General features: G+C 34.4%; 14 protein-coding genes, 1 rRNA gene and 1 pseudogene. 15 read left to right on the top strand and 1 reads right to left on the bottom strand.

All coding sequences use genetic code 11. The annotated features are described in order from the left end of the window. The first annotated feature begins 44 nt into the window (after positions 1–44). The 5 genes from GQR95_RS14955 to GQR95_RS14935 all read left to right on the top strand — a co-directional run bounded on the left by GQR95_RS14955 (position 45) and on the right by GQR95_RS14935 (position 11,467). Positions 45–1,247: a putative glycoside hydrolase family 15 protein gene (locus tag GQR95_RS14955; RefSeq protein WP_159023906.1), complete on the top strand. Its 1,203-nt coding sequence runs from the start codon at positions 45–47 to the stop codon at positions 1,245–1,247. Positions 1,248–1,424: 177 nt separating this feature from the next. Beyond that, positions 1,425–2,906 (top strand): sulfatase-like hydrolase/transferase, encoded by a 1,482-nt coding sequence (locus tag GQR95_RS14950; protein WP_159023905.1) that lies wholly within the window; start codon positions 1,425–1,427, stop codon positions 2,904–2,906. 528 nt (positions 2,907–3,434) lie between these two features. Continuing rightward, a complete protein-coding gene (locus tag GQR95_RS14945; protein WP_159023904.1) occupies positions 3,435–5,735 on the top strand; it encodes a right-handed parallel beta-helix repeat-containing protein in 2,301 nt (766 codons plus the stop codon). A gap of 372 nt (positions 5,736–6,107) precedes the next feature. After that, positions 6,108–8,423 carry a carbohydrate-binding protein gene (locus tag GQR95_RS14940; protein WP_159023903.1) on the top strand — a complete coding sequence of 772 codons (2,316 nt, stop codon included), beginning with the start codon at positions 6,108–6,110 and terminating at the stop codon, positions 8,421–8,423. 137 nt (positions 8,424–8,560) lie between these two features. Then, positions 8,561–11,467: a DNRLRE domain-containing protein gene (locus GQR95_RS14935; RefSeq protein ID WP_159023902.1), complete on the top strand. Its 2,907-nt coding sequence runs from the start codon at positions 8,561–8,563 to the stop codon at positions 11,465–11,467. A 167-nt stretch (positions 11,468–11,634) separates the two neighbouring features. Here GQR95_RS14935 and GQR95_RS14930 read toward each other — a convergent pair. After that, positions 11,635–12,086, bottom strand: a pseudogene (locus GQR95_RS14930) (PA2169 family four-helix-bundle protein). 580 nt (positions 12,087–12,666) lie between these two features. Here GQR95_RS14930 and GQR95_RS14925 point away from each other — a divergent pair. From GQR95_RS14925 to GQR95_RS14880, 10 genes are all read left to right on the top strand, one after another. After that, complete coding sequence (locus GQR95_RS14925; protein ID WP_159023901.1) at positions 12,667–14,289, top strand: sialate O-acetylesterase; 1,623 nt, start codon at positions 12,667–12,669, stop codon at positions 14,287–14,289. A 20-nt stretch (positions 14,290–14,309) separates the two neighbouring features. Continuing rightward, positions 14,310–15,764 carry a glycosyl hydrolase family 30 gene (locus GQR95_RS14920; RefSeq protein WP_159023900.1) on the top strand — a complete coding sequence of 485 codons (1,455 nt, stop codon included), beginning with the start codon at positions 14,310–14,312 and terminating at the stop codon, positions 15,762–15,764. Between the two features lie 11 nt (positions 15,765–15,775). After that, the gene (locus GQR95_RS14915) at positions 15,776–17,422 is read left to right on the top strand and encodes a glycoside hydrolase (protein ID WP_159023899.1); all 1,647 of its coding nucleotides are present in this window, start codon (positions 15,776–15,778) and stop codon (positions 17,420–17,422) included. A gap of 11 nt (positions 17,423–17,433) precedes the next feature. Next, on the top strand, positions 17,434–18,183 hold the full coding sequence (locus tag GQR95_RS14910) for a DUF6250 domain-containing protein (protein WP_159023898.1): 750 nt from the start codon (positions 17,434–17,436) through the stop codon (positions 18,181–18,183). A gap of 254 nt (positions 18,184–18,437) precedes the next feature. Further along, positions 18,438–18,767, top strand: a complete 330-nt coding sequence (locus tag GQR95_RS14905) for an L-rhamnose mutarotase (protein ID WP_159023897.1) — start codon at positions 18,438–18,440, stop codon at positions 18,765–18,767. 100 nt (positions 18,768–18,867) lie between these two features. Beyond that, complete coding sequence (gene kduI, locus GQR95_RS14900; RefSeq protein WP_159023896.1) at positions 18,868–19,710, top strand: 5-dehydro-4-deoxy-D-glucuronate isomerase; 843 nt, start codon at positions 18,868–18,870, stop codon at positions 19,708–19,710. 19 nt (positions 19,711–19,729) lie between these two features. Further along, the gene (locus GQR95_RS14895; protein ID WP_159023895.1) at positions 19,730–20,521 is read left to right on the top strand and encodes a gluconate 5-dehydrogenase; all 792 of its coding nucleotides are present in this window, start codon (positions 19,730–19,732) and stop codon (positions 20,519–20,521) included. Between the two features lies 1 nt (position 20,522). Further along, positions 20,523–21,707 carry a DUF4861 family protein gene (locus tag GQR95_RS14890; RefSeq protein WP_159023894.1) on the top strand — a complete coding sequence of 395 codons (1,185 nt, stop codon included), beginning with the start codon at positions 20,523–20,525 and terminating at the stop codon, positions 21,705–21,707. A 71-nt stretch (positions 21,708–21,778) separates the two neighbouring features. Beyond that, positions 21,779–22,750, top strand: coding sequence for a type I phosphomannose isomerase catalytic subunit (locus tag GQR95_RS14885; RefSeq protein ID WP_159023893.1), 972 nt, complete (start codon positions 21,779–21,781; stop codon positions 22,748–22,750). Positions 22,751–23,388: 638 nt separating this feature from the next. Continuing rightward, a 16S ribosomal RNA gene (locus tag GQR95_RS14880) occupies positions 23,389–24,908 on the top strand. The last annotated feature ends 43 nt before the right edge of the window (positions 24,909–24,951 follow it).

Below are 24,951 nucleotides of genomic sequence, written 5' to 3'. Positions count from 1 at the left end.
TAGGAGTAGTTAAATCGATAGAATAAAATTTAAAACCAAAAAAAATGAACATATCTAGAAGAAGTGCTTTCGGTGTCATTTGCTTGCTAATCATAGGATTATATTCGTGTAAGCAAAAGAAATCAACCAATAAAAAAGTGAGTGAAGACACGGCATCTAATGCAAAATTATTTTATCCAGAATTTAGCTGGGACGCGACGCCCATGTACTACCATTTTGGAGATATAGACCGTGTATTAAAACCGGATGAGGTTAAATTTATATCCGATCGTACCGATTTCATCTGTATTGAAAAATCGCATGCTTATAATGAACTTGGTGATCAGGTTTTAGGGACAAAGCATGAAGTGGAAGCGTTTCATAAGATAAAACCAGAGACCAAAGTATTGTTTTATTATAATTCATATTTGGCATGGCCTTACCCGCGATTTAATCAAGAATTTACGCCAGAAGGTATTGCCAAAAATCCAGAATTAGAAAAATTTTTATTTGTTGATCCGAAAACTGAAAAATTAAGAGTAAAAACTAAACCTAGTTTTTCGTACTATTTTGATGCTTTAAATCCTGATTTTAGAAAATGGTGGGTCGAGTCGGCTGTAAAAGGTATCGAGATTTCGGGAGCCGATGGTATTTTTATCGATCGAATGAATGTAGGATTAAATTCAGATTATCCTAACAATCAGATTGCCGAAATAGCAAAAGCTAAAGGTGAAATGATGGCTGAGCTTAAAAAACAAATGGGACCAGATAAAATATTAGTAGGTAATAATGCGGCTAAAACCGAGGAGGTCTATCCGCATTGTGATGCCTTTTTCTTTGAACACTACAATAGTAGTGTTACCAATAAAGAAAATCTACTGGAAGAATGGAAGGATATGGCTAGAATTGCGAAAGATGGCAAAATATCAATTTACCGTTTCGGAGCAAAAGGGAAAAAGAAAACGGATATTACTATTGGAGCTACCGACACAGAAGGGATGGAACAACGGTCTAAAGATCAGTTAGAATATTTTCAAGCCTGTTTCCTTATCGGAGCTCAGCCATATTCGTATTTTCAATGGAATTGGGGATGGAATTTAGACGATGGAAATCTAGTAGATTACCCTGCTTTACAAAAACCATTAGGAAGTCCTAAAGGAGAATTTAAAAGAGAAACTCCTGATGGATGGATTTTTACTCGTGAATTTGAACACGCGAGTGTTTGGGTAAATACAGATACAAAAAAATCTAAAATTACTTGGCATTAATGTATTTGTTTTAATAGTTAAAAAATGTATCACGCTTTAACCTTTTAGCACTGGATGTATATTGCTTAAACGTACCGTTGAATTATTTAAAGGTAAATAAAATTTATTTTATACATAAATAGTGCAACTTAATATATAAGACAAAAAATTAGAAATAAAATAAATAAAATGAATCAAATGAAATTATTTAAAATTTTAGGGCTTGTTTTAATAACAACGTTGTCCAGTTGTAAAACAGAAAATAAGCAACAGACAGAGAAAGAAACAGTACAAAAACGACCAAATTTTCTATTTGTATTAGTAGACGATCAGTCACCTCTAGATTTGCAAGTTTATAATGCAAAATCAATCTTAGAAACACCAAACATTAGTAAATTGGCAGATGACGGTATTGTATTTGAACAAGCCAGACATATGGGGTCTATGAATGGAGCTGTATGTACACCTTCTAGACATATGATTATGAGCGGGAGAACGTTATGGCATTTACCTCCAAGTGCAGAATTTCAGTTAGATACGCTTCCAAATCCTATAGACGATCAAACAATTGGTGCCATTTTTAACAGAGCAGGTTATAAAACTATGCGTACTTGTAAAAAAGGAAATTCTTATCCAGGTGCCAACAGACAATTTACCGAAGTTCATGATGCTACCAAACGTGGTGGTACAGAAGAAAGCGGAAGTGCATGGCATGCCAAACAAGTATTAACTTATTTAAATAATAGAGAACAAGCTAAAGAAGAAGATCCATTTTTTATCTATTTCGGATTTTCTCATCCGCATGATACCCGTAATGGAACACCAGAATTGTTAGAAAAATATGGAGCAATTAATCATAAGGATAAAAACAGTCTGCCACCGTTAAATGATAAACAGCCAGCACTTCCAGAAAATTACCTAGAGAAGCATCCATTTTTTCATGGGCATCCAGATTTAAGAGATGAAGAACGTGTAAGTGGCGTGTGGAAAAATAGAGATGAGAATACCATTAGAAATGAAATGGGGCGTGAGTTTGCATGTTCAGAAAATATAGATATTCAATTAGGTAAAGTATTGAAGAAATTAGAAGAGACTGGAGAAATAGACAATACTTATATTATCTATACATCCGATCATGGTATTGCAATTGGTAGACATGGTTTTCAAGGCAAACAAAATTTATATGAGCACACATGGCGTGTCCCTTTTATAGTTAAGGGCCCTGGATTAGATACAGGAAAACGCGTACAAGGAAATATGTATTTATTAGATGTATTACCAACATTATGCGATTTAGCAGGAATAGATATTCCTGAAACTGTTGAAGGCAAAAGTGTCGTTCCTGTATTAAAAGGAGAAACAGAAGTAGTTAGAGACGTTATGTATGGCGTATATGCCGGAGGTACTAAGCCAGGCATGCGTGCGGTTAAAAAAGGCGATTGGAAATTAATTAAGTACGATGTTATGGATGGTGCTGTTAGAGAAACTCAACTTTTTAACTTGGCAGAAAATCCAAACGAATACCTTCCAGAACATCATAAATCTGGCGAAATGGAAACTAATTTAGCAAACAATCCCAAATATGCTGATAAATTAGCAGAAATGGAAGCTTTATTATTAGAACAAATGATCGCTCATGACGATCCGTATAGATTGTGGAATCAACCACAAATTGATTAAATAAGAATTATTTTAAAATTAAAATTTATGGGATTCTGAACGTGTTTTAGAATCCCATTTTTCTATAATTTAATATTAATAGATGAGTCTTAAAGTAATAAAAGTTAAGCTCGATAAAAATTTGGAGGCCCAAATGTTGGTGTTGAAAAAAGAAATGAAACTCCTAAAATTAGATAAGTACTAGGGTAGAGATTAAGTTTATAATATATTATTTAAAAAAAAGCAGTTTATCTTTTGTCTATACGATTTACTGCTTTTTTTATATGATTAATTTTTAATTTAAATAGTAAATAAAGAAATGTAAAGGGTAATACAGAAATAAAAAGGCTTAATTTTTTAAAATGACTTATATGTGATATTCAAAGAACTATAATTCATATACATTCTTCTCATATTATAATAATATTACAATAGGATAAGTCTTCTATTTCAGAAGGTTACTTGTTTTAATTGACATTGTAGTCTTGAACTTACAAAATGTTTTAAGACTAATTTAAACCACTATTAAACCACTATTAAACTACTATTATGAAGAACTATTACGCCTTTAAGCAGCTACTGTTTTTAGTTTGCTTAACTTTTTTATCAACAACATTATGGGCAACAGACCAGACAGTTGCACCTGGAGAAAGTATACAAACAGCTATAGACAATGTCGCTGCTAGTGGTGGTGGTATTGTTACGTTGGCCAAAGGGACACATGTTATTACGACACCTGTTCGTATGAAAAGTAACATAACGCTTCAAGGTGAAGGAAATTGGGAAAGTTTACTACAAACCACAGTAAACATGAACATGATTATTGCAGATGATGAGGGCTTAGTGAATTTAACCATACAAAATTTAGCCATTCAAGGAACAAACGCAATTAATGGAGGTGGTATTCAAATTACATCGCAAGGTGTAGATCATGAAAATATTACAATTATTAACGTGCATTGTTTCGAAACCGGTTGGGGTGTACATATAAAAGGAGCTAAAAATTTATTGGTTCAAGATTGTCTGTTCGAAAGAAATGGAACAGCAGGTAAAGAGGGCTATGCACATAATATGTACTTACGTCGTGTGTATGGTGCAGAGGTTAGAGATAGTCAGTTTTTAAATTCAACCTCGGCAAACGGAATTAATATTTCATATAGTGAAGATATTAAAGTTTACAATTGTGAAATGTCTGGAAATTACTTCAGAGGAATTCGTGCAGCAAATACAGATGGGTATTTAGTGTACGATTGTATTGTTAAAGATAATGGAGATGTTGGAATTTTAGCAAATTCAGAAGGTGTGCCAACAACTAACATCGATATTAAAAGAAATTGTGTTTCTAATAATGTTAAAGCTGGAATTTCTGGAGTAAATGGTGTTACAGGAATTGTATATGATAATAATTCTCATGGTAATGAAACCGATTATAGTTTACCAAGTTCTGTAACCCAGTCTGGTAATATTTCAGATGATACTATCAATTGTGTTTACGATGATGCACCAAGTGTAGGCTTGTCTGCTGTACCTGGAGACGATATGATTTATTTAAATTGGGGATTAAAAAACATTACCCCAACAAGACAAGATGTATTTAGAGATACAGACTCAGATCCTAGTGGGCGTACTTTAATACAAAGTAAAGTTACTGGATTAGATTTTACAGATACTACAGCCGAAAACGGAGTAACTTACTGGTATTGGATAAAAGTAACCGATGATGTTTCAAACACCTATAATTCTAATGCAGCAACTACAACGGCTGTAAATGTAGATCCGGTAATAACGCTTTCTGCAACAAAAGGAAATAGTGAAGTAGTTTTAAATTGGGAAATGAACGGGATTACTTTAGGCGATCAGGATGTGTTTAGAGATACTGATTCAGATCCAGACGGACGTGTTTCAATTGCAAATAACGTTGAAGGAAATACGTATACAGATGATACAGCCGAAAATGGGACTGAGTATTTTTATTGGATAAAAGCAACCGATGTTTCTGGAGAAAGTACAGATTCTAATGTTGCTAATGCGACACCAGCAGTGCCAGACCCAAGTGTGACTTTACAGGCATATTCAGGAGATAATTCAGTCTTACTACAATGGGAATTAAAAGATATTACATTAGGCGATCAAGATATATTTAGAGATACGGATTCAGATCCAAGCGGACGTGTTTCAATTGCGAATAATGTTGAAGGCGATTCGTATACAGATACAACCGCTGAAACAGGTGTAGAATATTGGTATTGGGTAAAAGCTACAGATGTTTCTGGAGTAAGTACCAATTCTGAACCAGTAAGTGCTATAGCAAAAGCATTGAATCCGCTAATTGTTTTATCTACACAACCTGGTGATGGATATGTAACATTAAATTGGGATATTCAAGATATAAATGTTCAGAACGTAGGGCTTTTTAGAGATACAGACGATAATGCTAGTGGGCGTAAATTAATTTCTAATGGTTTAACAGGAACAACATTCACAGATAATAGCGTAGAAAATGATACAGAATATTGGTACTGGTTAAAAGTAACAGATGTTACTGGAACAAATTTAAATACAGAGGCTATCTATGCCTTACCAAGTACAACACTATCAATAAACGATAATATTAAAGATGGTTTTAAGTTTTACCCGAATCCAACATCAGATAAATTAACCATTAAAATACCGGCTTCTCAATTTGAAACATATACCATTTTAGATATTAGTGGACGCGTAACAAGAATGGGAACTATCGCAAACGGTGTTCAGCAATTAGATCTTAATGTAAAAAAACTAGCCAAAGGTATGTACCTTATTAATCTACAAGGGGCTCAGAATAAAACATTCAAATTTATTAAGAATTAAAACATGCTTGCATTCGTATGAATATAAGAATAAAAGGCATCTTGTTTTGTAATAAGTATGATGCCTTTTATTAAAAACATAATGTCTTGAAATACATGTAGGTCATTTATTTGTCAAATAATCTAACTTTTAAGCTCAGACAAAACTATTGACTATTGATTCAATAGCAGTCGCGGTAAACATTATCTAAAATTTTAAAGGTATACGTCTGCAAGAAATTTTAAGATTTTAGCTTGATTTAATAAACTTTTCATGAGTGGCGTTTATTCCTTATTAAGAAGAAAGGTTGATTTAATTTTTTAAGAAGATTAAATTTTGAATTATCTACAAGTATTAATTAAACGAATAATAATCAATAAAAAAACAAAAAAGATGGTAAAAAATATTAAGATTAGTCTTGTTTTTATACTTGTCTTACTTTTAAACCTAACAAGTTCTTATGCGCAGTTAACGCATCCAGGAGGTTGGTTAGTGGAAGACGATTTAACACTTATTAGAAACAAGGTCGCAGCACAAGAAGAACCATGGTATAGTGCTTGGCTTGAATTGGAAAATGATAATATAGATGAGACTTATACAGCAACTGTATCGTCTAATATTACAGATAGTAATGCTATTCAAAGACAAGGGCATGCAGCCTATATTTTGGCTATAAAATGGGTTGCATCAGGTAATAAAGCTTATGCAACTGCCGGAATTAATATTATTGATGCTTGGGCAAGTACCGTTACAGAATTTAATACTACTAATTCTCCACTTAGAGAAGGTATTGGCTCAAACAAAATGGCCAATGCTGCCGAAATTCTTGCTTGGGGGTTTAATGGTGAAGCAGGTTGGTCTTCATCCAAAATTATTGAAGCACAAAATTGGTTTCAAAACGTAATTTACCCTATTACCAGTACCGGTCCAAGCCGGTCAATGAACTGGGGAACCTCGTGTTTAGCCGGTAATATGTCTATGGCAATTTTTTGTGATAACATGACCATGTTTAATGATGCTGTTGATGCCTATAAATTTGGTTTTACTAATACTACTGATGGATGTGCTGGCGTTACGCAATATATTATAAATGATGAGGGACAATGTTTTGAAAGTGAGAGAGATCAGGGGCATACCCAAGGAGGTATAGCCCATTTGGTAGAACCAGCTCTTATTGCATGGAATCAGGGCGTAGATTTGGTAAGCTATGAAAATGATAGACTTGTTGCTGGAATGGAGTACACGGCTAAATACAATCTTTTCAATGATGTGTCTTGGACAGATAATGTACCTAATCCATGTAATCAAACACATAGCTGGATGAATAATGGTTTTATTAGTGCCGATGGTCGTGGCGATTTTTCACCTATATATGTCATGGCATCAACACTGTTCACACGTGCAGGTAAGTTGCACCCTTACACCAAAGAAGTTATAACACATGAAGATTACGGTCAACCAGAAACATACAATGACGATCATCCAGGAGCAGGAACACTGTGTCTTACTGTAGATGAAAATCCTGGAGAACCCATAAGTGGACTTGATTTAAATGGTTTGCCAGAATATAATATGAATGTATTACCTATGACTATAGAAGCAGAGAATTTTGATTTTTTGGATTCTAATGGTCAAGATAAAACATACAATGATCTTACTAATACTAATGAAGGTGGTCAATATCGTACTGATGAAAATGTAGATATCGAATTGCTATCAGGTGGTGGATATAATATTACAAGTATTAAAAATGAAGAATGGATTTTATTTACCGTTGATGTGTCATTAAATGGTACTTATGATATAGATATAAATTATGCTGCCGCTAATGGTAATGGAACCGTAAAATTTAATTTAGATGGAACAGATATCACATCAAATGTATCGGTACCTTTTGGTTTGCCAAATTCAACAGGATTAACAGATTGGAAAAACTTTAATGTTGCAAGTAATGTTAGATTATCTAAAGGGGTAAAGGTTCTAAAAGTTTTATTCGGTGGCTCAGACGATGCTTTCAAATTAAATAATTTTACGGTATCACTAGTGGAAGCAGATCCTGAAGAGACTGTTTTTATTCAGGCGGAAGATTATAGTGCAATGAGTGGTATAGAAGTAGAAACAACAGAAGATGTAGGTGGCGGAGAAAATGTTGGTTTTATAAATGATGACGATTGGATGGAATATAATATTGATATTATTAACTCTGGTACTTATATTTTGAATTACCGTGTTGCCAGTAGAAGTGGAGGAGGTTACGTACAGGTTCTAGTCGATGGTGTATCTCAAGGTAATACAAGTATTGATGCAACAGGAGACTGGCAACAATATACAACATTAAGTACTATGGTAAAATTATCATCTGGTAGTCATGTAATTCGGTTATATGCCACTTCTGGAGGGTGGAATATTAACTGGATAGAATTTGTATTAGATGAGGCAGATTCTTTATCGAATGAAGAGTTTGATATTATAGGTAATACTATCCGTTTTTATCCAAACCCAGTTAATGATGTACTTACAATTGAAATGCCTACTGCAGATTACTACCAATACACAATTATAGATATTACGGGCAAAGTAATTAAAGAAGAAGTTCTCCAATCTGGTTTAAGAAAAGTAGAACTTAATGTAAGTGATTTGTCTAAAGGCATGTACCTTATTAGTCTACAAGGAACTCAGAATAATACATTTAAATTTATTAAGAATTAAAACATGCCTGTATTAGCATGAATATAAGAATAAAAGGCATCGTGTTTTGTAATACATATGATGCCTTTTATTAAAAACATAATGTCTTGCAATACATGTAGGTCATTTATTTATCAAACAATCTAACTTTTAATTTTATGAGAAAAAACTTTACTAGAATGGACATTACCAATCCATCTTTATTTAAGAAAAAAATCAGTTGTATACTCCTTTTGTTTTTAGGGATATATACTGTTCAAGCCCAATTTGTGCACCCAGGAATAACTCACAAACAATCAGATTTAGACCGTATGAAATATATGGTTGAAACTCAGGTAGATCCTTGGTATACATCTTACCAAGAAATGATTTCCGATACAAAATCTAGTTACGATTATGTTGTACAAGGAGATGAAAGTTTTACTGAATTAGGAAGAGATTCAGGGGTGAATTATGGAGCATGGAATAGCGATATTCGTGCAGCTTATTATAATGCCCTTAGATGGTATATAGAAGGAGATAGCAGACATGCAGATAAAGCTATCGAAATTTTTAAAGCATGGTCTAATTTAACTTCAGTAACCAGTGGTGGAACCGAATCTTTAAGTGGAGGTATAGCCCACATTATGGTTGAAGCTGCTGAAATTATTAAAAGTACGTATTCTGGTTGGTCAGAAAGCGATATTCAAGCGTTTAAAGATATGTTGGTATATCCAGGATATTCTAATACAACGGTACCTGATGATATTAGAAATAATGCTACATTTTATTGGAAATCGTATATCGGAGATCCAGTTCGTCATGGAAATCAAGGCCTATCAGGATGGAGAACGGTAATGGCAATGGGTATATTTTTAGATAATGAAATCATGTACGACCGTGCTCTTAGATATGTTAAAGGATTACCACATCGGTCAGATGATTTAGCATACCCTGCAGGTCCAAATACAAGTGATGCTATTACAGCGACAGGAGATTATGCAGATACTTATAGTATAACTAGAGGTTACGATGTCGAAGATTATGGTTATAATGAAGTCATGACTAACTATATATCAGATAACGGTCAATGTCAAGAAAGTTCACGCGATCAACAACATACCATGTTTGGTATAGGTCTATTAACGTCTATGGCAGAAATGGCATGGAATCAAGGTGATGATCTTTATGGTTTTACAAACGATAGATTATTACTAGGGCTAGAATATAACATGAAGTATAATGTGTCTGCTATACAGACCTACGACGATCAGTCAACACCATGGGAACCATCTGTAAGTTCTGGAGAATTTAAAGAAGGATTTGATAGAACAGGTCGCTGGTATTCTAAAGCTATTAGTCCTGTTGGAATAGGTGATTTTCCAGGTATTCGTCCTGTTTTTGAAATGCCGGTAGCACATTATTATGGGCGTGGTTTTAAAACAGAAGATGACGTAAAATGGATTACTCGAGCTAGAGATAAAGCCATTGAATTATCTAGTTATGAAGCTGCTGGATGGACTAACGATGCTTTAGGTTGGGGGGCTTTAACGGCACGAAGACCAGTGTTATGTTATGGAGATCCTATAACTGGTTTTGATGGTTTAGGTTTACCTATGTATGCGATACATGATATTTCAAACCTTATTGAAGCCGAAAATTTTGATTACGATCCTATTAAAAACGGAGAAGGTAGAGTGTATCATGATTTAAGTGCGACAAATACTGGAGGAGCCTATAGAACCTTTGATGGTGTTGATATAGAAGAATTGGGTGACGATAACTATAATATTACAGGCATTGAGTCTGGAGAATGGTTAACTTATACTATTACGGTTCCAGAAACAGGTCTGTATAGTTTTTCTATAAATTATGTAGCAAGTCAGGCTGATGGTACAATAAAATTAACTTTTGCTGGTCAAGATAAAACAGAAGACATTGTAGTACCATATGCTACAGAAGATTCAGATTGGGTATCCTTTAAAATAGCAGATGATATCTTGTTAAATAAAGGCGTTCAAAGTTTAAAAATTACATTTGGTGGTACATCAGAGGCTTTTAAATTAGATAACTTTACAATCGCCCAAACAGGTATTGTTAAAGAAGATCAAGAGATTCAATTTTTTACTTTGCCTTATAAGGTTTTAGGAAGTGAAGATTTCGATCCTATGGCAACTTCAAGTTCAGATTTGGCTGTAAGTTATACAAGTTCTAATGAGTCTGTAGCTACAATTGTAGATGGTAAAGTTCATCTTGTAGGTGTTGGAGTTACTACAATTTCAGCAATTCAAGAAGGCGATGATGCATTTAATCCTGCTCCAGAAGTAACACAAGAATTAAATGTTGTAAACCAAATAGGAGGTACTCTTGATTTAATTGTTGATGCAGATGCTTACGTACATGAAAGTAAAGCAAATGATAACTTTGGAGATGTTACAAGTATGGTAACTAAAGTAGATGCACGTTATGTGTATTTAAAATTTGATTTAAGTACAGTGCCAGGACCAATTGTTTCTGCAAAATTAAGAATGTATCAACGCACAAAATACGAAGATATCCGTGTAGTTTATGATGTTGCAGATGATAGTTGGGTAGAATCTGAAATTACATGGAATAATAAACCAAATTACGAAAATGAACGCTCTAGAGTAACTACCATTCCATCTACTTGGAGTGAGTGGGATGCATCTTCTTATGTGGCTCAAGAATATAATACCGATAAAATAATTTCAATGGCTATAAAAGATCCCGCTAATAGTGGTATTGGGATAGATTGGTATAGTAAAGAATTTGAAGATAATTTACCACCTCAATTAGTAATAGAATATTATAATGAGTCTTTAGGTGTTCAAACTAATAATATTACAGTAGCATTATACCCGAATCCAGCAACGCATGAGTTTATTATTTCTAGAGCTGCAGGAGCAAGTATGACTATTTATAATGTTATGGGAAAGTTAGTGCTTCAAAAGCAAATAGAAAATAACGAGCAAACCATAGACGTAAGTCAGTTTAATAGTGGGGTTTATTTTGTACGTTTAAATAACAATGGTGTTTTATCGACTAAAAAGTTAATTAAGAACTAATGTTATTACTCTTACTAAGAACAGGATATATTTAGTTTTGAATTCTGTAACTTAAAAATGAAGTATTATTAGAATGAAAAAAATCGACCTTAGTTTTTATAAGAGCTAAGGTCGATTAATATTTATAAACGTTTTTTCTGATTGCTTTAATCTTGTTTTTAACGCGTTTATGATCTAATATCAGACACTGTTTTAATTTTATCTAAGCCACTTTCTATGGTGTGTTTCTGAGATTCTAAAATGGTTTTTGTACTTAACGGTAGTTCCGTTTCATTAATAATATCCTGATATTCTTCTACAGAAGCTTTTTCTCCACGAATGGCTTCTTCCAGCATGGCATCTTCGTTATTTGTAGCGAAAGCCGATTTAATATCCATCCATGTTCTGTGTGCTTGACCAGTTATACTTCCGCCTTTATCAATGTTTTGACCGTAGGCTGTTAGTTCTTGTTTTAACTCATGTCCAAATGTTAAACGTTCTTGAGATTTCCTTTCAAGTAATTTTTAAGAGGTGTTTCTTTGACGTTTTCTGCAGCTTTAGAAAAGCCTTTTTCGGCATCATACGTTTTCTCTAATAAATCATTTAATTTGTTTCCAATTTTATCTGTGTACGTATTCATAATTTTAATGTTTTTGATTAATAATGTCCTGATGAACTTGGTTAATAATGTTCATCTGGTATCAAAATTACAAGATGTTTAGAGTTGTAATTGTTGCAATCAAATTAAAAATTAGCTTAAAAAAAAGACTGCTTTTTAAGACTGTTTTTTTATTAAAAAGTGGAAACTTATTAGTCGATTAAATAGTCAAACGTTATTACATCATCCTTTAGCGATATAATGACTTTAATTCTGTATAAAAGTACTTCTGTTAATTAATTTAAGACGTGTTGTTATATAGTTTAAAGATAAATTTCATCTTCCTATTAAGGATTATTAATAATGGGGTTTCTAAAAAAAAATAGAACTACTAAAAATCAATTTTCAAAGACTATTAATAAAAATCATCCGTAAATAAAGGGCTTAACTCTCTAGTATAACTAAAATGAGTTATAAGTTATAGTCAAAGAATTATAATTTATATCGTTTTTAAGAATGAAGTCATAATATTACAATAGGAAACTAGACCACTGTTTTTTAACAAAAACGGTTATGATCTAATATCAATTTCAAACAAAAAAACGAAGCACTTTTCGATACGATGAAAATACAGTATAGAACATATAATTTAAAAACATGTTGGTTACTATTGGTGGTACTCTTTTTGAGTTTTCCGCAGACTGTTTTAGCCGATGTAAAACTACATACTATTTTTTCTGACCATATGGTTATACAACGCGAAACTGTAATTCCTATTTGGGGTTGGGCAGATGCCAACGAAATAATTACCATAGAAACAAGTTGGGGAGCATCGGCTCAAGTCATCACAGATACAGATGGTACTTGGCGTGCAGATCTTGAAACTCCAGAAGCAGGAGGGCCTTATAAAATTACGGTATTTTCAAAAAATAGAATAGAGATAAACGATGTGCTTTCTGGCGATGTTTGGTTATGTACTGGACAGTCTAATATGGATTTCGATATGTCTAAATTCATAGGAGATTCAAGAGAACCACAATATCAACCGCTTGTTGAATATATCAGAAATGAAGTTGCTACTGCAAACGACGATTGGATTCGTCATATCGAAGTCCCTCAATCAACTTCCTTATATGATAAGAAAACGGACTTTGAAGATTCTTGGAGAGCTGTAAACCCAGATCAGATTGGTAAGATTACGGCTACAGGTTATTTCTTCGCTAAAGAATTACGTAAACATGTTAATATTCCAATAGGCTTATTAGAGTGTTCTTGGGGTGGTACGCGTGTGCAACCATGGATTTCGGAAGCGACCTATTTAGAAGATGAAAATATGGTTGATTATTTTGAAGCCAGCAGACAAAAATCGAAAGTAAACATTGAAAAAATGGAAGCTGAAGATTATGTCGATACGGCCTATCAGAATAAAATGAAGGTTTGGGAAGCTAATGGAAAAAAAGGAAGAGCACCTAGACCAACAATCAATCCTAAAAACGATATGCAGTTACCTGCAACACTTCATAATAGTATGATTTCAAGTATAGTGCCTTATAAAATTAAAGGTGCGATCTGGTATCAAGGTGAGAGTAATGCGCTGTTTATGACGGACGACTACGAATACTATTTAACCGCGATGATTAACAGTTGGAGAACAGAATGGAATCAGGGTGATTTTCCGTTTTATTATGCACAATTAGCAGGATGCGAACGTGCAAATGATGAAGCAGATAAAGGTTGGGCTTCAGTAAACAATCAGTTAAGACGCACTTTAAAAGTGCCTAATACAGGTATGGCGGTGTTGTACGATATAGGTGAAGCCAAAGACATTCATCCGCATAACAAAATGGATGCAGGAAAACGATTGGCACTTTGGGCATTACAAAACGATTATAATATTAAAGTAGATGCAGTAAGCGGACCATTATATGAATCGATGACTGTAAAAGGCAAAAAAGTTGAGGTTGCATTTAATGAAGTCGGTTCTGGTTTAATGGTAGGTCATAAAAACCTATTAGATGCTACTGTTGAAGTAAAAGAGCCTTTAAAATGGTTCGAAATAAAGGGGGCAGATGGTAGATGGAAATCAGCTAAAGCTAAAATTAAGTCGAATAACACTATCGAAGTTTGGGGTAAAGGCGTTAAACATCCTACAGCTGTGCGTTATGCATGGTCGGGATATCCTGAAGGCGCAAACTTATATAACAAGGAAGGATTGCCTGCAGCAGTGTTTTCAACAGAAAAATAATAAATTAATTACTTATTAAAATGATATACTCTAAAAGAACTTTCAAATTTACTCTTAAACCAGTTGTCTGTGCAGCTACACTTTTTGTATTTGGAGGACTTTATGCTCAAGATGTAGATTTAATTTCAACCACAGCATCAAGCAGATGGGAAACTCCTAAACGTTTTCTGAAAAAGAACAAGGACAACGTAACTGCAGATATTGTGGTGTACACAGACAGTGTGCTACAAGAAATTGATGGTATTGGAGGTGCATTCAACGAATTAGGATGGGACGCATTGAATGCTTTACCTAAAGCAGCTTCTCAACAAGTGTTTAACGATTTATTTTCTGAAGAAGGTCTGAATTTCTCTATGTGTAGAATTCCTCTAGGCGCTTCAGATTATGCATTAAGCTACTATTCAAGTAACGATGTTGCAGAAGATTTCGAAATGCGAGACTTTAATATAGATCGAGATCGCTATATTTTAATACCATATATAAAAGAAGCATTAAAAGTAAATCCAGATTTACAAATTTGGGCATCACCTTGGTCTCCTCCGGCATGGATGAAAGTTAATGAGCATTACGCTATGAGAAGTGGAGATTTTGAAAATGCCAAAGCTGGTAATAAAATGAATCCGGGTGCTGAAATTAAAAATAACGCAACAGCATTTAAAATGCAAGAAGGGTATTTAAAAGCATATGCTTTATACTTCTCAAAATTTGTTCAAGCGTATAAAAAAGCAGGTGTGCCTTTGTTTGCAATTATGCCTCAAAACGAGATTGCTTTTCAACCAAATTGGCCAAGTTGTACATGGAGACCAGAAGATATGGCTTACTTTATTAATGGCTTTCTTGGGCCACAATTCGAGAGCGATAATCTAGATACCGAAATATGGTTAGGTACAGTAAATTCTGGAGATCCCGATTATGTGAAAACTATTTTAGAAGATAAAAAAGAAGCAAATTACATTAAAGGAGTAGGGTTTCAATGGGGAGGTGCTAAAGCCATTCCAACAGTACACGAAACATTTCCAGACATGAAGTTAATGCAAACAGAGAATAAGTGTGGAGAGCATGAAAACGATTGGACTTCAGTACAGCGTTCTTGGAAAGATCTTGTGCATTACTTTAATAATGGAGCAGGTTCTTATATGTATTGGAATATGGTTTTAGATGAAACCGGAAGTAGTGCTTGGGGATGGCCACAAAATTCTATGGTGGTTATAGATAAAAACACCAAGAAAGTAACTTATACAGACGAGTTTTATTTGTTTAAACACGTGTCGCATTTTGTACAACCAGGAGATCATTATTTAAAATCATCTTCAGGAAATCATCATTTAGCTTTTCTGTTAAAAGATGGTCGTGTTATGGTATTGGTTAATAATCCTGAACCAACAACACAAACTTTAAACTTTAAAATAGGTACAGAATCTTTTGGAGTAACGGTTGCTGCTACATCTATAAACACAATTGTCTTAAATAAATAAATTCTAGTGAAATGAAAAAAACAACAACATATTACCTTTTTGTAATTATAATGTTTTCCATGTGTTTTGGATGGAATTTAAATGCTCAAAAAAACATAGAGGTTAACGTAAATAATGATGGTGAAAAATTCGATCATTATTGGAGTAAAATGGTAGGTGCTGGTCGTGCAAATGAAGCTTTAAGAGCAGGTTGGTTAGAACAAATGCAACAAGTTCAGGAAGAATGCGGATTTGAGTATGTGCGTTTTCATGGGATTTTTCACGACGATATGTTTCCTGTATTTATAGAAAAAGGAAAAACCGTTTACAATTGGCAATATATAGACGATGTTTTTGATAGATTACTAGACATGAACGTAAAGCCGTTTGTAGAGTTAGCCTTTTTGCCATCACCAATGGCTGCAGAAAATTCTAAAACAGTATTTTGGTGGAAAGCGAATATTACACCAAAAGGAAATGATTTTACTGAATGGCATAATTTAGTAAAAGCGTTTACGCAACATTGTGTAGATCGTTATGGGATTGAAGAAGTGTTAACTTGGTATTTCGAGGTTTGGAATGAACCTAATTTATATCAATTATTTTGGGACGGAACAAAGTCTCAGTATTTTGAAATGTATAAGCAATCTGCAATTGCAGTAAAATCTGTAGATAAACGTCTTAAAATAGGAGGACCTTCTACAAGTAATTATGTGCCAGATGCACGTTTTGAAGGAGAAGTGATAAACGATAAGGTATCTGAAGCTGTATTTAACGTAGACGATATTAATACTTTAGAGTGGAAAGGTGTTTGGATAGAAGATTTCTTGAAATATTGTAAAAAAGAAAACTTACCGGTAGATTTTATTAGTTGTCATCCATATCCAACAGATTATGCTTTTAATCCAGAAACAGGAAAAGGTAGAGGTTTAACACGTTTTGCAAAATCTTTAAAAATAGACTTAGAATGGTTAAATAAAGTTGTAAAAAATAGTGCGTATCCTGATGCAGAAATACACTTAACAGAATGGAATACAAGTCCGAGTAGTAGAGATGCTATGCACGACAGATTACCAGCTGCAGCTTATATTGTAAAATCTAATTTAGATTGTATTGGGTTAGCAAATTCTTTAGCATTTTGGACCTTTACAGATGTTTTTGAAGAAAAAGGAGGAGCTTCAAGTATCTTTCATGGTGGTTTTGGTATGATTAATTATCAAGGTTTAGAGAAACCATCGTATCATGCATATCGCATGCTTCACGAATTAGGAGACGAACAATTATATAAAGATGATTATCTGTTTGTAAGTAAAAAATCTAAAGATGATAAGATTGTTGCTTTGGCATACAATTACCCTAAAGAATATGAAAATGCAGTGCCTTCTGGTAGTAATAAAAGAGAAGAAGGGACGAATAAAAAATTAGATTTTTCATTGAAAGGTTTAGACGCAGGAACCGTTTTCGAAATTGAGATTTTAGATAAAGATCATGGTAATATTCACAATTTTTGGGAAGCGATGGGAAAACCAGAACCACCAACACGTGAGCAAATTAAAATCATGAAAGCTTATGCAAATACCATGAAAACGGATTATGTAAAAGCCGATAAAAATGGAGTATTAAAAATTAATCAAGAGATCACACCTTGGAGTTTGGTTTTGATAAAACAAGTTAATTAAAAAGACATATTATGAGAATGTTTCAAAATTATAGAAGATTAGTAACTGGTGTTATGGTATTAACTGTAGCATTACTATTTACATCTTGCGTAAGTAAAACAAAATCGGTTAATATAAAAGATAAAGAAGTGAAAGCAGAGTTGATTTTTGAAGACAATTTTGATTCGGATTTATCACATTGGAAAGTAGAACAGGTTACAGGAGGAACTGTAGAAGTTAAAGATAGTAAGTTAGTAATAGACGATGTTTCTGGTTGTACCGTTTGGTTAACAACCGCTTTTGAAGGGGCTATACAAATAGAATACGATGTGTTTTTAATTCAAGAGAACGGTCCAAACGATCGTGTATCCGATTTAAATTGTTTCTGGATGGCTACAGATCCTAAAAATCCTTCAAACTTATTTGCAAATTCAGAATCACGTGGCGGAAAGTTTTCGAATTACGATAGTTTAAAATTATATTATATGGGTGTTGGTGGAAACGATAATAAAACAACTCGTTTTAGACGTTATGTAGGTAATGGTGAACGTCCTTTATTACCAGAAAACGACTTAAGTGATAAAAAATTCATGTTGGAGCCTAATACACCTTATCATATTAAAATAATAGCACACGGTGGTACAATTCAGTACTATAGAAACGATGTGCTGTTAGTAGATTTTAAAGATGCTAATCCATATACTTCAGGATATTTCGGATTTAGAACGGTTAAAAATCATATGACTGTAGATAATTTTAAAGTATATCAATTAAGTGAATAAGAAACTAGAGAAAAAAATCTTGGTTAATAATAAAAAATAGAATTAAATAAGAGTATCAAACAAACAATAGTTAACCAACCAAGTGTCTTACAAACAAGACTAACTAATGAAAAGTATTCTTAAATCCCCTATTAAATCACGAAGCGTGTTGCTTCCTTTTATTAAGGTAAACATACAATTTGAGTTGTGGGGATTTGCGAATACTGGAAGAGAGCTTAAGCGTTCGGAAACTTTAATTTTAAACTTAGAATAAGATGAAGAGATTTTGTTTCGCATTAGATCTAAAAAATGAAGCACATTTAATTGAAGCTTATAAAACATATCATAAAAAGGTGTGGCCAGAAATTTTAGAAAGTATTAAAGCTTCAGGAATCGAGTCTGCTGAAATTTATCTCGTTCAGAATAGATTATTCATGATTTTAGATACTAATGAGAGTTTTACATTAGAAATGAAAGCAGAAATGGATGCAAATAATGAAGTGGTTCAGAAATGGGAAACCTTAATGTGGGATTATCAACAAGCACTTCCGGAAGCTAAAGAAGGAGAAAAATGGATGCTTATGGATTGCATCTTTAAATTATAAAAAATAACCAATTAATTTATGAGACAACTTTGTTGAGAGAATACAATTAGGTTTCCTATAAATAGAATAATTAATAAAAAATCATTTAAAACAAATAACTATGAACACGAATTATGAAACGCGTTACGCCTCGAGTCCACAAACGGTAAAAACATATGATACACAAGAATTAAGAGACGAATTCTTGATAGATAATTTAATGGAAGAAGGGAAAATAAATTTAACCTATTCTCATTACGACCGTTACATTGCCGGATCTGCAGTGCCAACAACAAGCGATTTAACATTAGAAACTATAGATCCCTTAAAAGCAGAATTTTTCTTAGCACGTAGAGAATTAGGAATTATAAATGTAGGCGGAAATGGTTCTGTAACTGTAGATGGTACAAAATACCCAATGGGATTAAAAGATGCTTTATATGTTGGTATGGGAATTAAAGATGTTGTGTTTTCAAGTGAAGACGCAAGTAATCCCGCAAAATTCTATTTAAACTCGGCACCAGCACATGTAAACTTTCCAACAAAAAAAGTAAGTAAAGCAGAAGCAAATAAGATTGAATTAGGGTCTCTAGAAACTGCAAATCATCGTACAGTAAACCAAATGATTATTGGAGGTATTGTAACGACTTGCCAATTACAAATGGGAATGACAGAGTTAAAAACCGGAAGTGTTTGGAACACGATGCCAGCTCACGTACACGATCGTAGAATGGAAGTGTATTTTTATTTAGATATTCCAGAAGACCAAGCTGTGTGTCATTTTATGGGACAACCCCAAGAAACACGCCACGTCTGGATGCAAAACGATCAAGCCATAATTTCACCACCATGGTCTATTCACTCAGGTTCAGGAACATCAAATTACACATTTATTTGGGGAATGGCCGGAGAGAATTTAGACTACAACGATATGGACGTTGCAAAAATAACTGAATTAAGATAAAATTTTAAAACATAAAAACATGTCAAGTAATTTATTTGATTTAAAAGGAAAAGTAGCATTAATCACAGGCGGAGTTCATGGATTAGGAATGGCTATGGCAAAAGGATTAGCACATGCAGGAGCAAAGATTGTTGTAAACGATATATCTAATAATGCAATCGATAACGCTCTTAAAGAATATAAAGCAGATGGTATAGATGCTCATGGTTATATTTTTAATGTAACAGACGAAGCCCAGGTTATTGCTGGGATTGCAAAAATTGAAGCAGAAGTTGGTCCTATAGATATTTTAATTAATAATGCCGGGATTATAAAAAGAACACCAATGCTTGAAATGGAGGTTGCAGATTTTGCAGCTGTGATTAATGTAGATTTAGTTGCACCATTTATTGTGTCTAAAGCAGTAGTAAAGGGTATGATTGCACGTGGAGGCGGAAAAATTATAAATATATGCTCCATGATGAGTGAATTAGGACGCGATTCTGTAAGTGCGTATGCAGCTGCAAAAGGCGGACTAAAAATGTTGACAAAAAACATGGCTACCGAATGGGCTAGATATAATATTCAAACCAACGGAATAGGACCTGGATATTTTGCAACATCTCAAACAGCTCCTTTACGTGTAGAAGGACATCCTTTTAACGACTTTATTATTAGCAGAACACCAGCAGCACGTTGGGGAGATCCAGAAGATTTACAAGGTACAGCGGTATTTTTAGCATCAAAAGCAAGTGATTTTGTAAACGGTCATGTTGTGTATGTAGATGGCGGAATTTTAGCAACTTTAGGTAAAGCTTCTAACGAAGATTAATATGAAAAAAGTATTCATTTATACGTGTATCGCTGCTTCAGCCTTTTTTGTAAGTTGCGATAAACAAGATAAAGACACGAGAATAATTACAGTAAAAAACACACTAGAGTTACCTAGGAATTTTGAAACTGTAGAAATTTCGAAAACAGATGTGGTCTTAAAAGAAGGAGAGCGTTTTGAAGATTTAAGTGTTCAGGATGTTGCGACTAAAACAATTTTAGTCTCACAATTTGTAGACGAAGATCAAGATGGTTCAGCAGATGTTTTATTGTTTCAACCTAATTTAGATCCAAAATCAGAAAAACAATTTAAATTGGTTAAATCAGATGTAAAGGTAGATACTATTGCATATTGTTATTCAAGATTTGTGCCTGAACGTACAGACGATTATACTTGGGAAAATAATAAGGTAGGATTTAGAACCTACGGACCAGTAGCTCAGAAAATGATTGAAGATTCAATTCCTGGAGGAACATTATCTAGCGGAATTGATGCATGGTTAAAAAAAGTAGACTACCCAATTATTAATAAATGGTATGCTGAAAACGTCAAAAGTATTGGGTATTATCATATAGATCATGGAGAAGGTTTAGATAATTTTCATGTAGGATCTAGCCGTGGAGTAGGAGGATCTGCAGTAAAAGTAGATACATCTTACTATATCTCTAAGAATTTCACAGCATGGAAAACCATAACTACAGGGCCAATAAGAACTAGTTTTGTTTTAAACTATGCAGATTGGGATGCTAATGGTAAAACAATTACAGAAGAGAAACATATTTCTTTAGACTATGGAAATAATCTATCTAGATTTGAAATTCATGTAACCGGAACAAACGAGCTATCTATAGGGTTAACATTGCATAATAAAGATGGTGAGATTACAGAAAATGTAAAAGACGGGTGGATTGCATATTGGGAACCTCATTATTTCGATTCAGAGATAGGAACAGCTGTGGTTGCTCCAAAAGGAGTCATGACTGCATCAGATCATTATGTAACTAATATGAAAGATCGTAGTAATTTGTACTCACAACTTAAAGTGAATGAAAACAAAGTTATATATTACGCTGGTTTTGCATGGAAAGAGTCTAAGCAATATCCAACAAAAGCATTATGGGAAAATTATTTAAGTGAATTTTCACAAAAAATAAATGCCCCATTACAAGTTACTATTAATAACTAGAAATAAATCTAATTGAAAAGAGGTTTCAAAATTTAGGTTTTGGAACCTCTTTTTCTTTAATAACTAAAAACATGTCATTATATCCATTAAAATTTACGCCTCTTTATAAATATAGAATTTGGGGAGGGGAAAAATTAAAAACAGTACTACATAAAGATTATCAAGAGAAGAATATAGGTGAGTCTTGGGAAATTTCAGATGTAAAAGGAGATGAAACCGTAGTTAGTGAAGGGTTTTTAGAAGGAAAAACATTAAGAGCATTAACAGAAGAGTATAAAGAAAATGTTGTTGGTAAAACAGTCTATAATACATTCGGAACAGAATTTCCGTTGCTAATAAAATTTATAGATGCTAAAACACCTTTATCAATACAAGTACATCCCAATAATGAAATAGCAAAAAAACGTCATAACTCATTTGGTAAAAATGAAATGTGGTATGTTATGGAGGCAGAAAAAGATGCCGAGCTTATTGTTGGCTTTAATCAAAAAGTAGATAAAGCATCTTATGTAAAAGCGCTTGAGTCTGGACGTATCTTAGAAGTACTTAATAACGATGTCGTTTCTAAGGGAGATACCTATTATATACCAACGGGGCGTATTCATGCTATAGGATCTGGTGTAATGTTAGCAGAGATTCAACAAACATCAGATATTACTTATCGTATATACGATTACGACCGCGTAGATGCAACAACAGGTAAAACTAGAGAGCTGCACACAGAGTTGGCTGTAGATGTTATAGATTATAGTGTGAGTGATACATATAAGACACCGTATTCTAAAACAGAAAACGGTACCAGTACTTTAGTCCATTCTCCATATTTTAAAACGAATATTATAAATGTGAAGGGAGAAATGAATAAAGACTATTCTGCTTTAGATTCTTTTGTTATATATATATGTGTTGAAGGTGAATTAGATTTACTTTGGAATGATGTTACTTATAAGATGTCTAAAGGAGAAACTGTTTTTCTTCCTGCATCAATAGGCGCCGTCACATTAAAAGCTAATAATGCCGATGTTTTAGAAGTGTACTATTAAAGGATTATGTCTAATTGATGATTATATACAATAATGATATGAGTCTTTCTTATTATAGTAGTATGTGTTGATGCTTACCTATAGTTATTAATAGAAACATTTTGTTATATATGGTAGGATTATATATAAAAGAGTAGGAGTACAGTTGATGCTATTTTGGCTTATGTAATTGGATAAAGAGTTTTAAAATGAAGAAACGAAGTTTCCTTAAAATAAAATGCAGGCGTAACAAGCTCTTAACGTATGGTTTACAAAATAAATCAAAAAAAGCTATAAATTAATTAGTTTGGTAAAGAAAAAAGGTGGTATATTTGCACCCGCTTAGCGACGCAACTACGGTAGTAAGTTAAGCAAAAAGTTCTTTAATTCGTGTTTGTGTTGGAGTTGGAAAGGTTGTAAAACTGGACTAAAAAAACTTCAAAAAAACATTGTGAGGAATAAAAAAGGGTTTTATATTTGCACCCGCTTAACGAGGCAACGAGTTAAGAAACACAGAGAAATAAGTTCATTAACATATTGAATTGACAGCGTAGATATTAACTGGAAACGGTTAATGTCAACAAAAAAATAGACCATTTTGAGTACCAAATTAATTCCATTAGTTGTTAAAAGTAATAGTGGAAACACTTAAAAATTTAACGATGAAGAGTTTGATCCTGGCTCAGGATGAACGCTAGCGGCAGGCCTAACACATGCAAGTCGAGGGGTAACATTGTGCTTGCACAGATGACGACCGGCGCACGGGTGCGTAACGCGTATGCAATCTACCTTTTACAGAGGAATAGCCCAGAGAAATTTGGATTAATGCCTTATAGTATATTTGAATGGCATCATTTAAATATTAAAGATTTATCGGTAAAAGATGAGCATGCGTTCTATTAGTTAGTTGGTGAGGTAACGGCTTACCAAGACAGCGATAGATAGGGGCCCTGAGAGGGGGATCCCCCACACTGGTACTGAGACACGGACCAGACTCCTACGGGAGGCAGCAGTGAGGAATATTGGACAATGGGCGAGAGCCTGATCCAGCCATGCCGCGTGCAGGAAGACTGCCCTATGGGTTGTAAACTGCTTTTATACAGGAAGAAACACTGCTACGTGTAGCAGCTTGACGGTACTGTAAGAATAAGGATCGGCTAACTCCGTGCCAGCAGCCGCGGTAATACGGAGGATCCAAGCGTTATCCGGAATCATTGGGTTTAAAGGGTCCGTAGGTGGATAATTAAGTCAGGGGTGAAATCTTGCAGCTCAACTGTAAAATTGCCTTTGATACTGGTTATCTTGAGTTATTATGAAGTAGTTAGAATATGTAGTGTAGCGGTGAAATGCATAGATATTACATAGAATACCAATTGCGAAGGCAGATTACTAATAATCAACTGACACTGATGGACGAAAGCGTGGGTAGCGAACAGGATTAGATACCCTGGTAGTCCACGCCGTAAACGATGGTTACTAGCTGTTCGGACTTCGGTCTGAGTGGCTAAGCGAAAGTGATAAGTAACCCACCTGGGGAGTACGTTCGCAAGAATGAAACTCAAAGGAATTGACGGGGGCCCGCACAAGCGGTGGAGCATGTGGTTTAATTCGATGATACGCGAGGAACCTTACCAGGGCTTAAATGTAGATTGACAGGACTAGAGATAGTTTTTTCTTCGGACAATTTACAAGGTGCTGCATGGTTGTCGTCAGCTCGTGCCGTGAGGTGTCAGGTTAAGTCCTATAACGAGCGCAACCCCTGTTGTTAGTTGCCAGCGAGTCATGTCGGGAACTCTAACAAGACTGCCAGTGCAAACTGTGAGGAAGGTGGGGATGACGTCAAATCATCACGGCCCTTACGTCCTGGGCTACACACGTGCTACAATGGTAGGGACAGAGAGCAGCCACTGGGCGACCAGGAGCGAATCTATAAACCCTATCACAGTTCGGATCGGAGTCTGCAACTCGACTCCGTGAAGCTGGAATCGCTAGTAATCGCATATCAGCCATGATGCGGTGAATACGTTCCCGGGCCTTGTACACACCGCCCGTCAAGCCATGGAAGCTGGAAGTGCCTGAAGTCCGTCACCGCAAGGAGCGGCCTAGGGTAAAGTCGGTAACTAGGGCTAAGTCGTAACAAGGTAGCCGTACCGGAAGGTGCGGCTGGAACACCTCCTTTCTAGAGAAAGACGACTATTGGATTTAAAAAAAAAGGAAAAGAG

The sequence above is a fragment of the Formosa sp. L2A11 genome (assembly GCF_009796865.1).
Classification (GTDB): domain Bacteria; phylum Bacteroidota; class Bacteroidia; order Flavobacteriales; family Flavobacteriaceae; genus Formosa.
This window is presented reverse-complemented; position numbering and strand designations above follow the sequence as displayed.

Coding starts and splice junctions, on each gene's coding strand:
- GQR95_RS14955 (WP_159023906.1), top strand. CDS start 45: ATGAACATATCTAGAAGAAGTGCTTTCGGTGTCATTTGCTTGCTAATC.
- GQR95_RS14915 (WP_159023899.1), top strand. CDS start 15,776: ATGAAAAAAACAACAACATATTACCTTTTTGTAATTATAATGTTTTCC.
- GQR95_RS14950 (WP_159023905.1), top strand. CDS start 1,425: ATGAAATTATTTAAAATTTTAGGGCTTGTTTTAATAACAACGTTGTCC.
- GQR95_RS14890 (WP_159023894.1), top strand. CDS start 20,523: ATGAAAAAAGTATTCATTTATACGTGTATCGCTGCTTCAGCCTTTTTT.
- GQR95_RS14935 (WP_159023902.1), top strand. CDS start 8,561: ATGAGAAAAAACTTTACTAGAATGGACATTACCAATCCATCTTTATTT.
- GQR95_RS14920 (WP_159023900.1), top strand. CDS start 14,310: ATGATATACTCTAAAAGAACTTTCAAATTTACTCTTAAACCAGTTGTC.
- GQR95_RS14945 (WP_159023904.1), top strand. CDS start 3,435: ATGAAGAACTATTACGCCTTTAAGCAGCTACTGTTTTTAGTTTGCTTA.
- GQR95_RS14910 (WP_159023898.1), top strand. CDS start 17,434: ATGAGAATGTTTCAAAATTATAGAAGATTAGTAACTGGTGTTATGGTA.
- GQR95_RS14940 (WP_159023903.1), top strand. CDS start 6,108: ATGGTAAAAAATATTAAGATTAGTCTTGTTTTTATACTTGTCTTACTT.
- kduI (WP_159023896.1), top strand. CDS start 18,868: ATGAACACGAATTATGAAACGCGTTACGCCTCGAGTCCACAAACGGTA.
- GQR95_RS14895 (WP_159023895.1), top strand. CDS start 19,730: ATGTCAAGTAATTTATTTGATTTAAAAGGAAAAGTAGCATTAATCACA.
- GQR95_RS14925 (WP_159023901.1), top strand. CDS start 12,667: ATGAAAATACAGTATAGAACATATAATTTAAAAACATGTTGGTTACTA.
- GQR95_RS14905 (WP_159023897.1), top strand. CDS start 18,438: ATGAAGAGATTTTGTTTCGCATTAGATCTAAAAAATGAAGCACATTTA.
- GQR95_RS14885 (WP_159023893.1), top strand. CDS start 21,779: ATGTCATTATATCCATTAAAATTTACGCCTCTTTATAAATATAGAATT.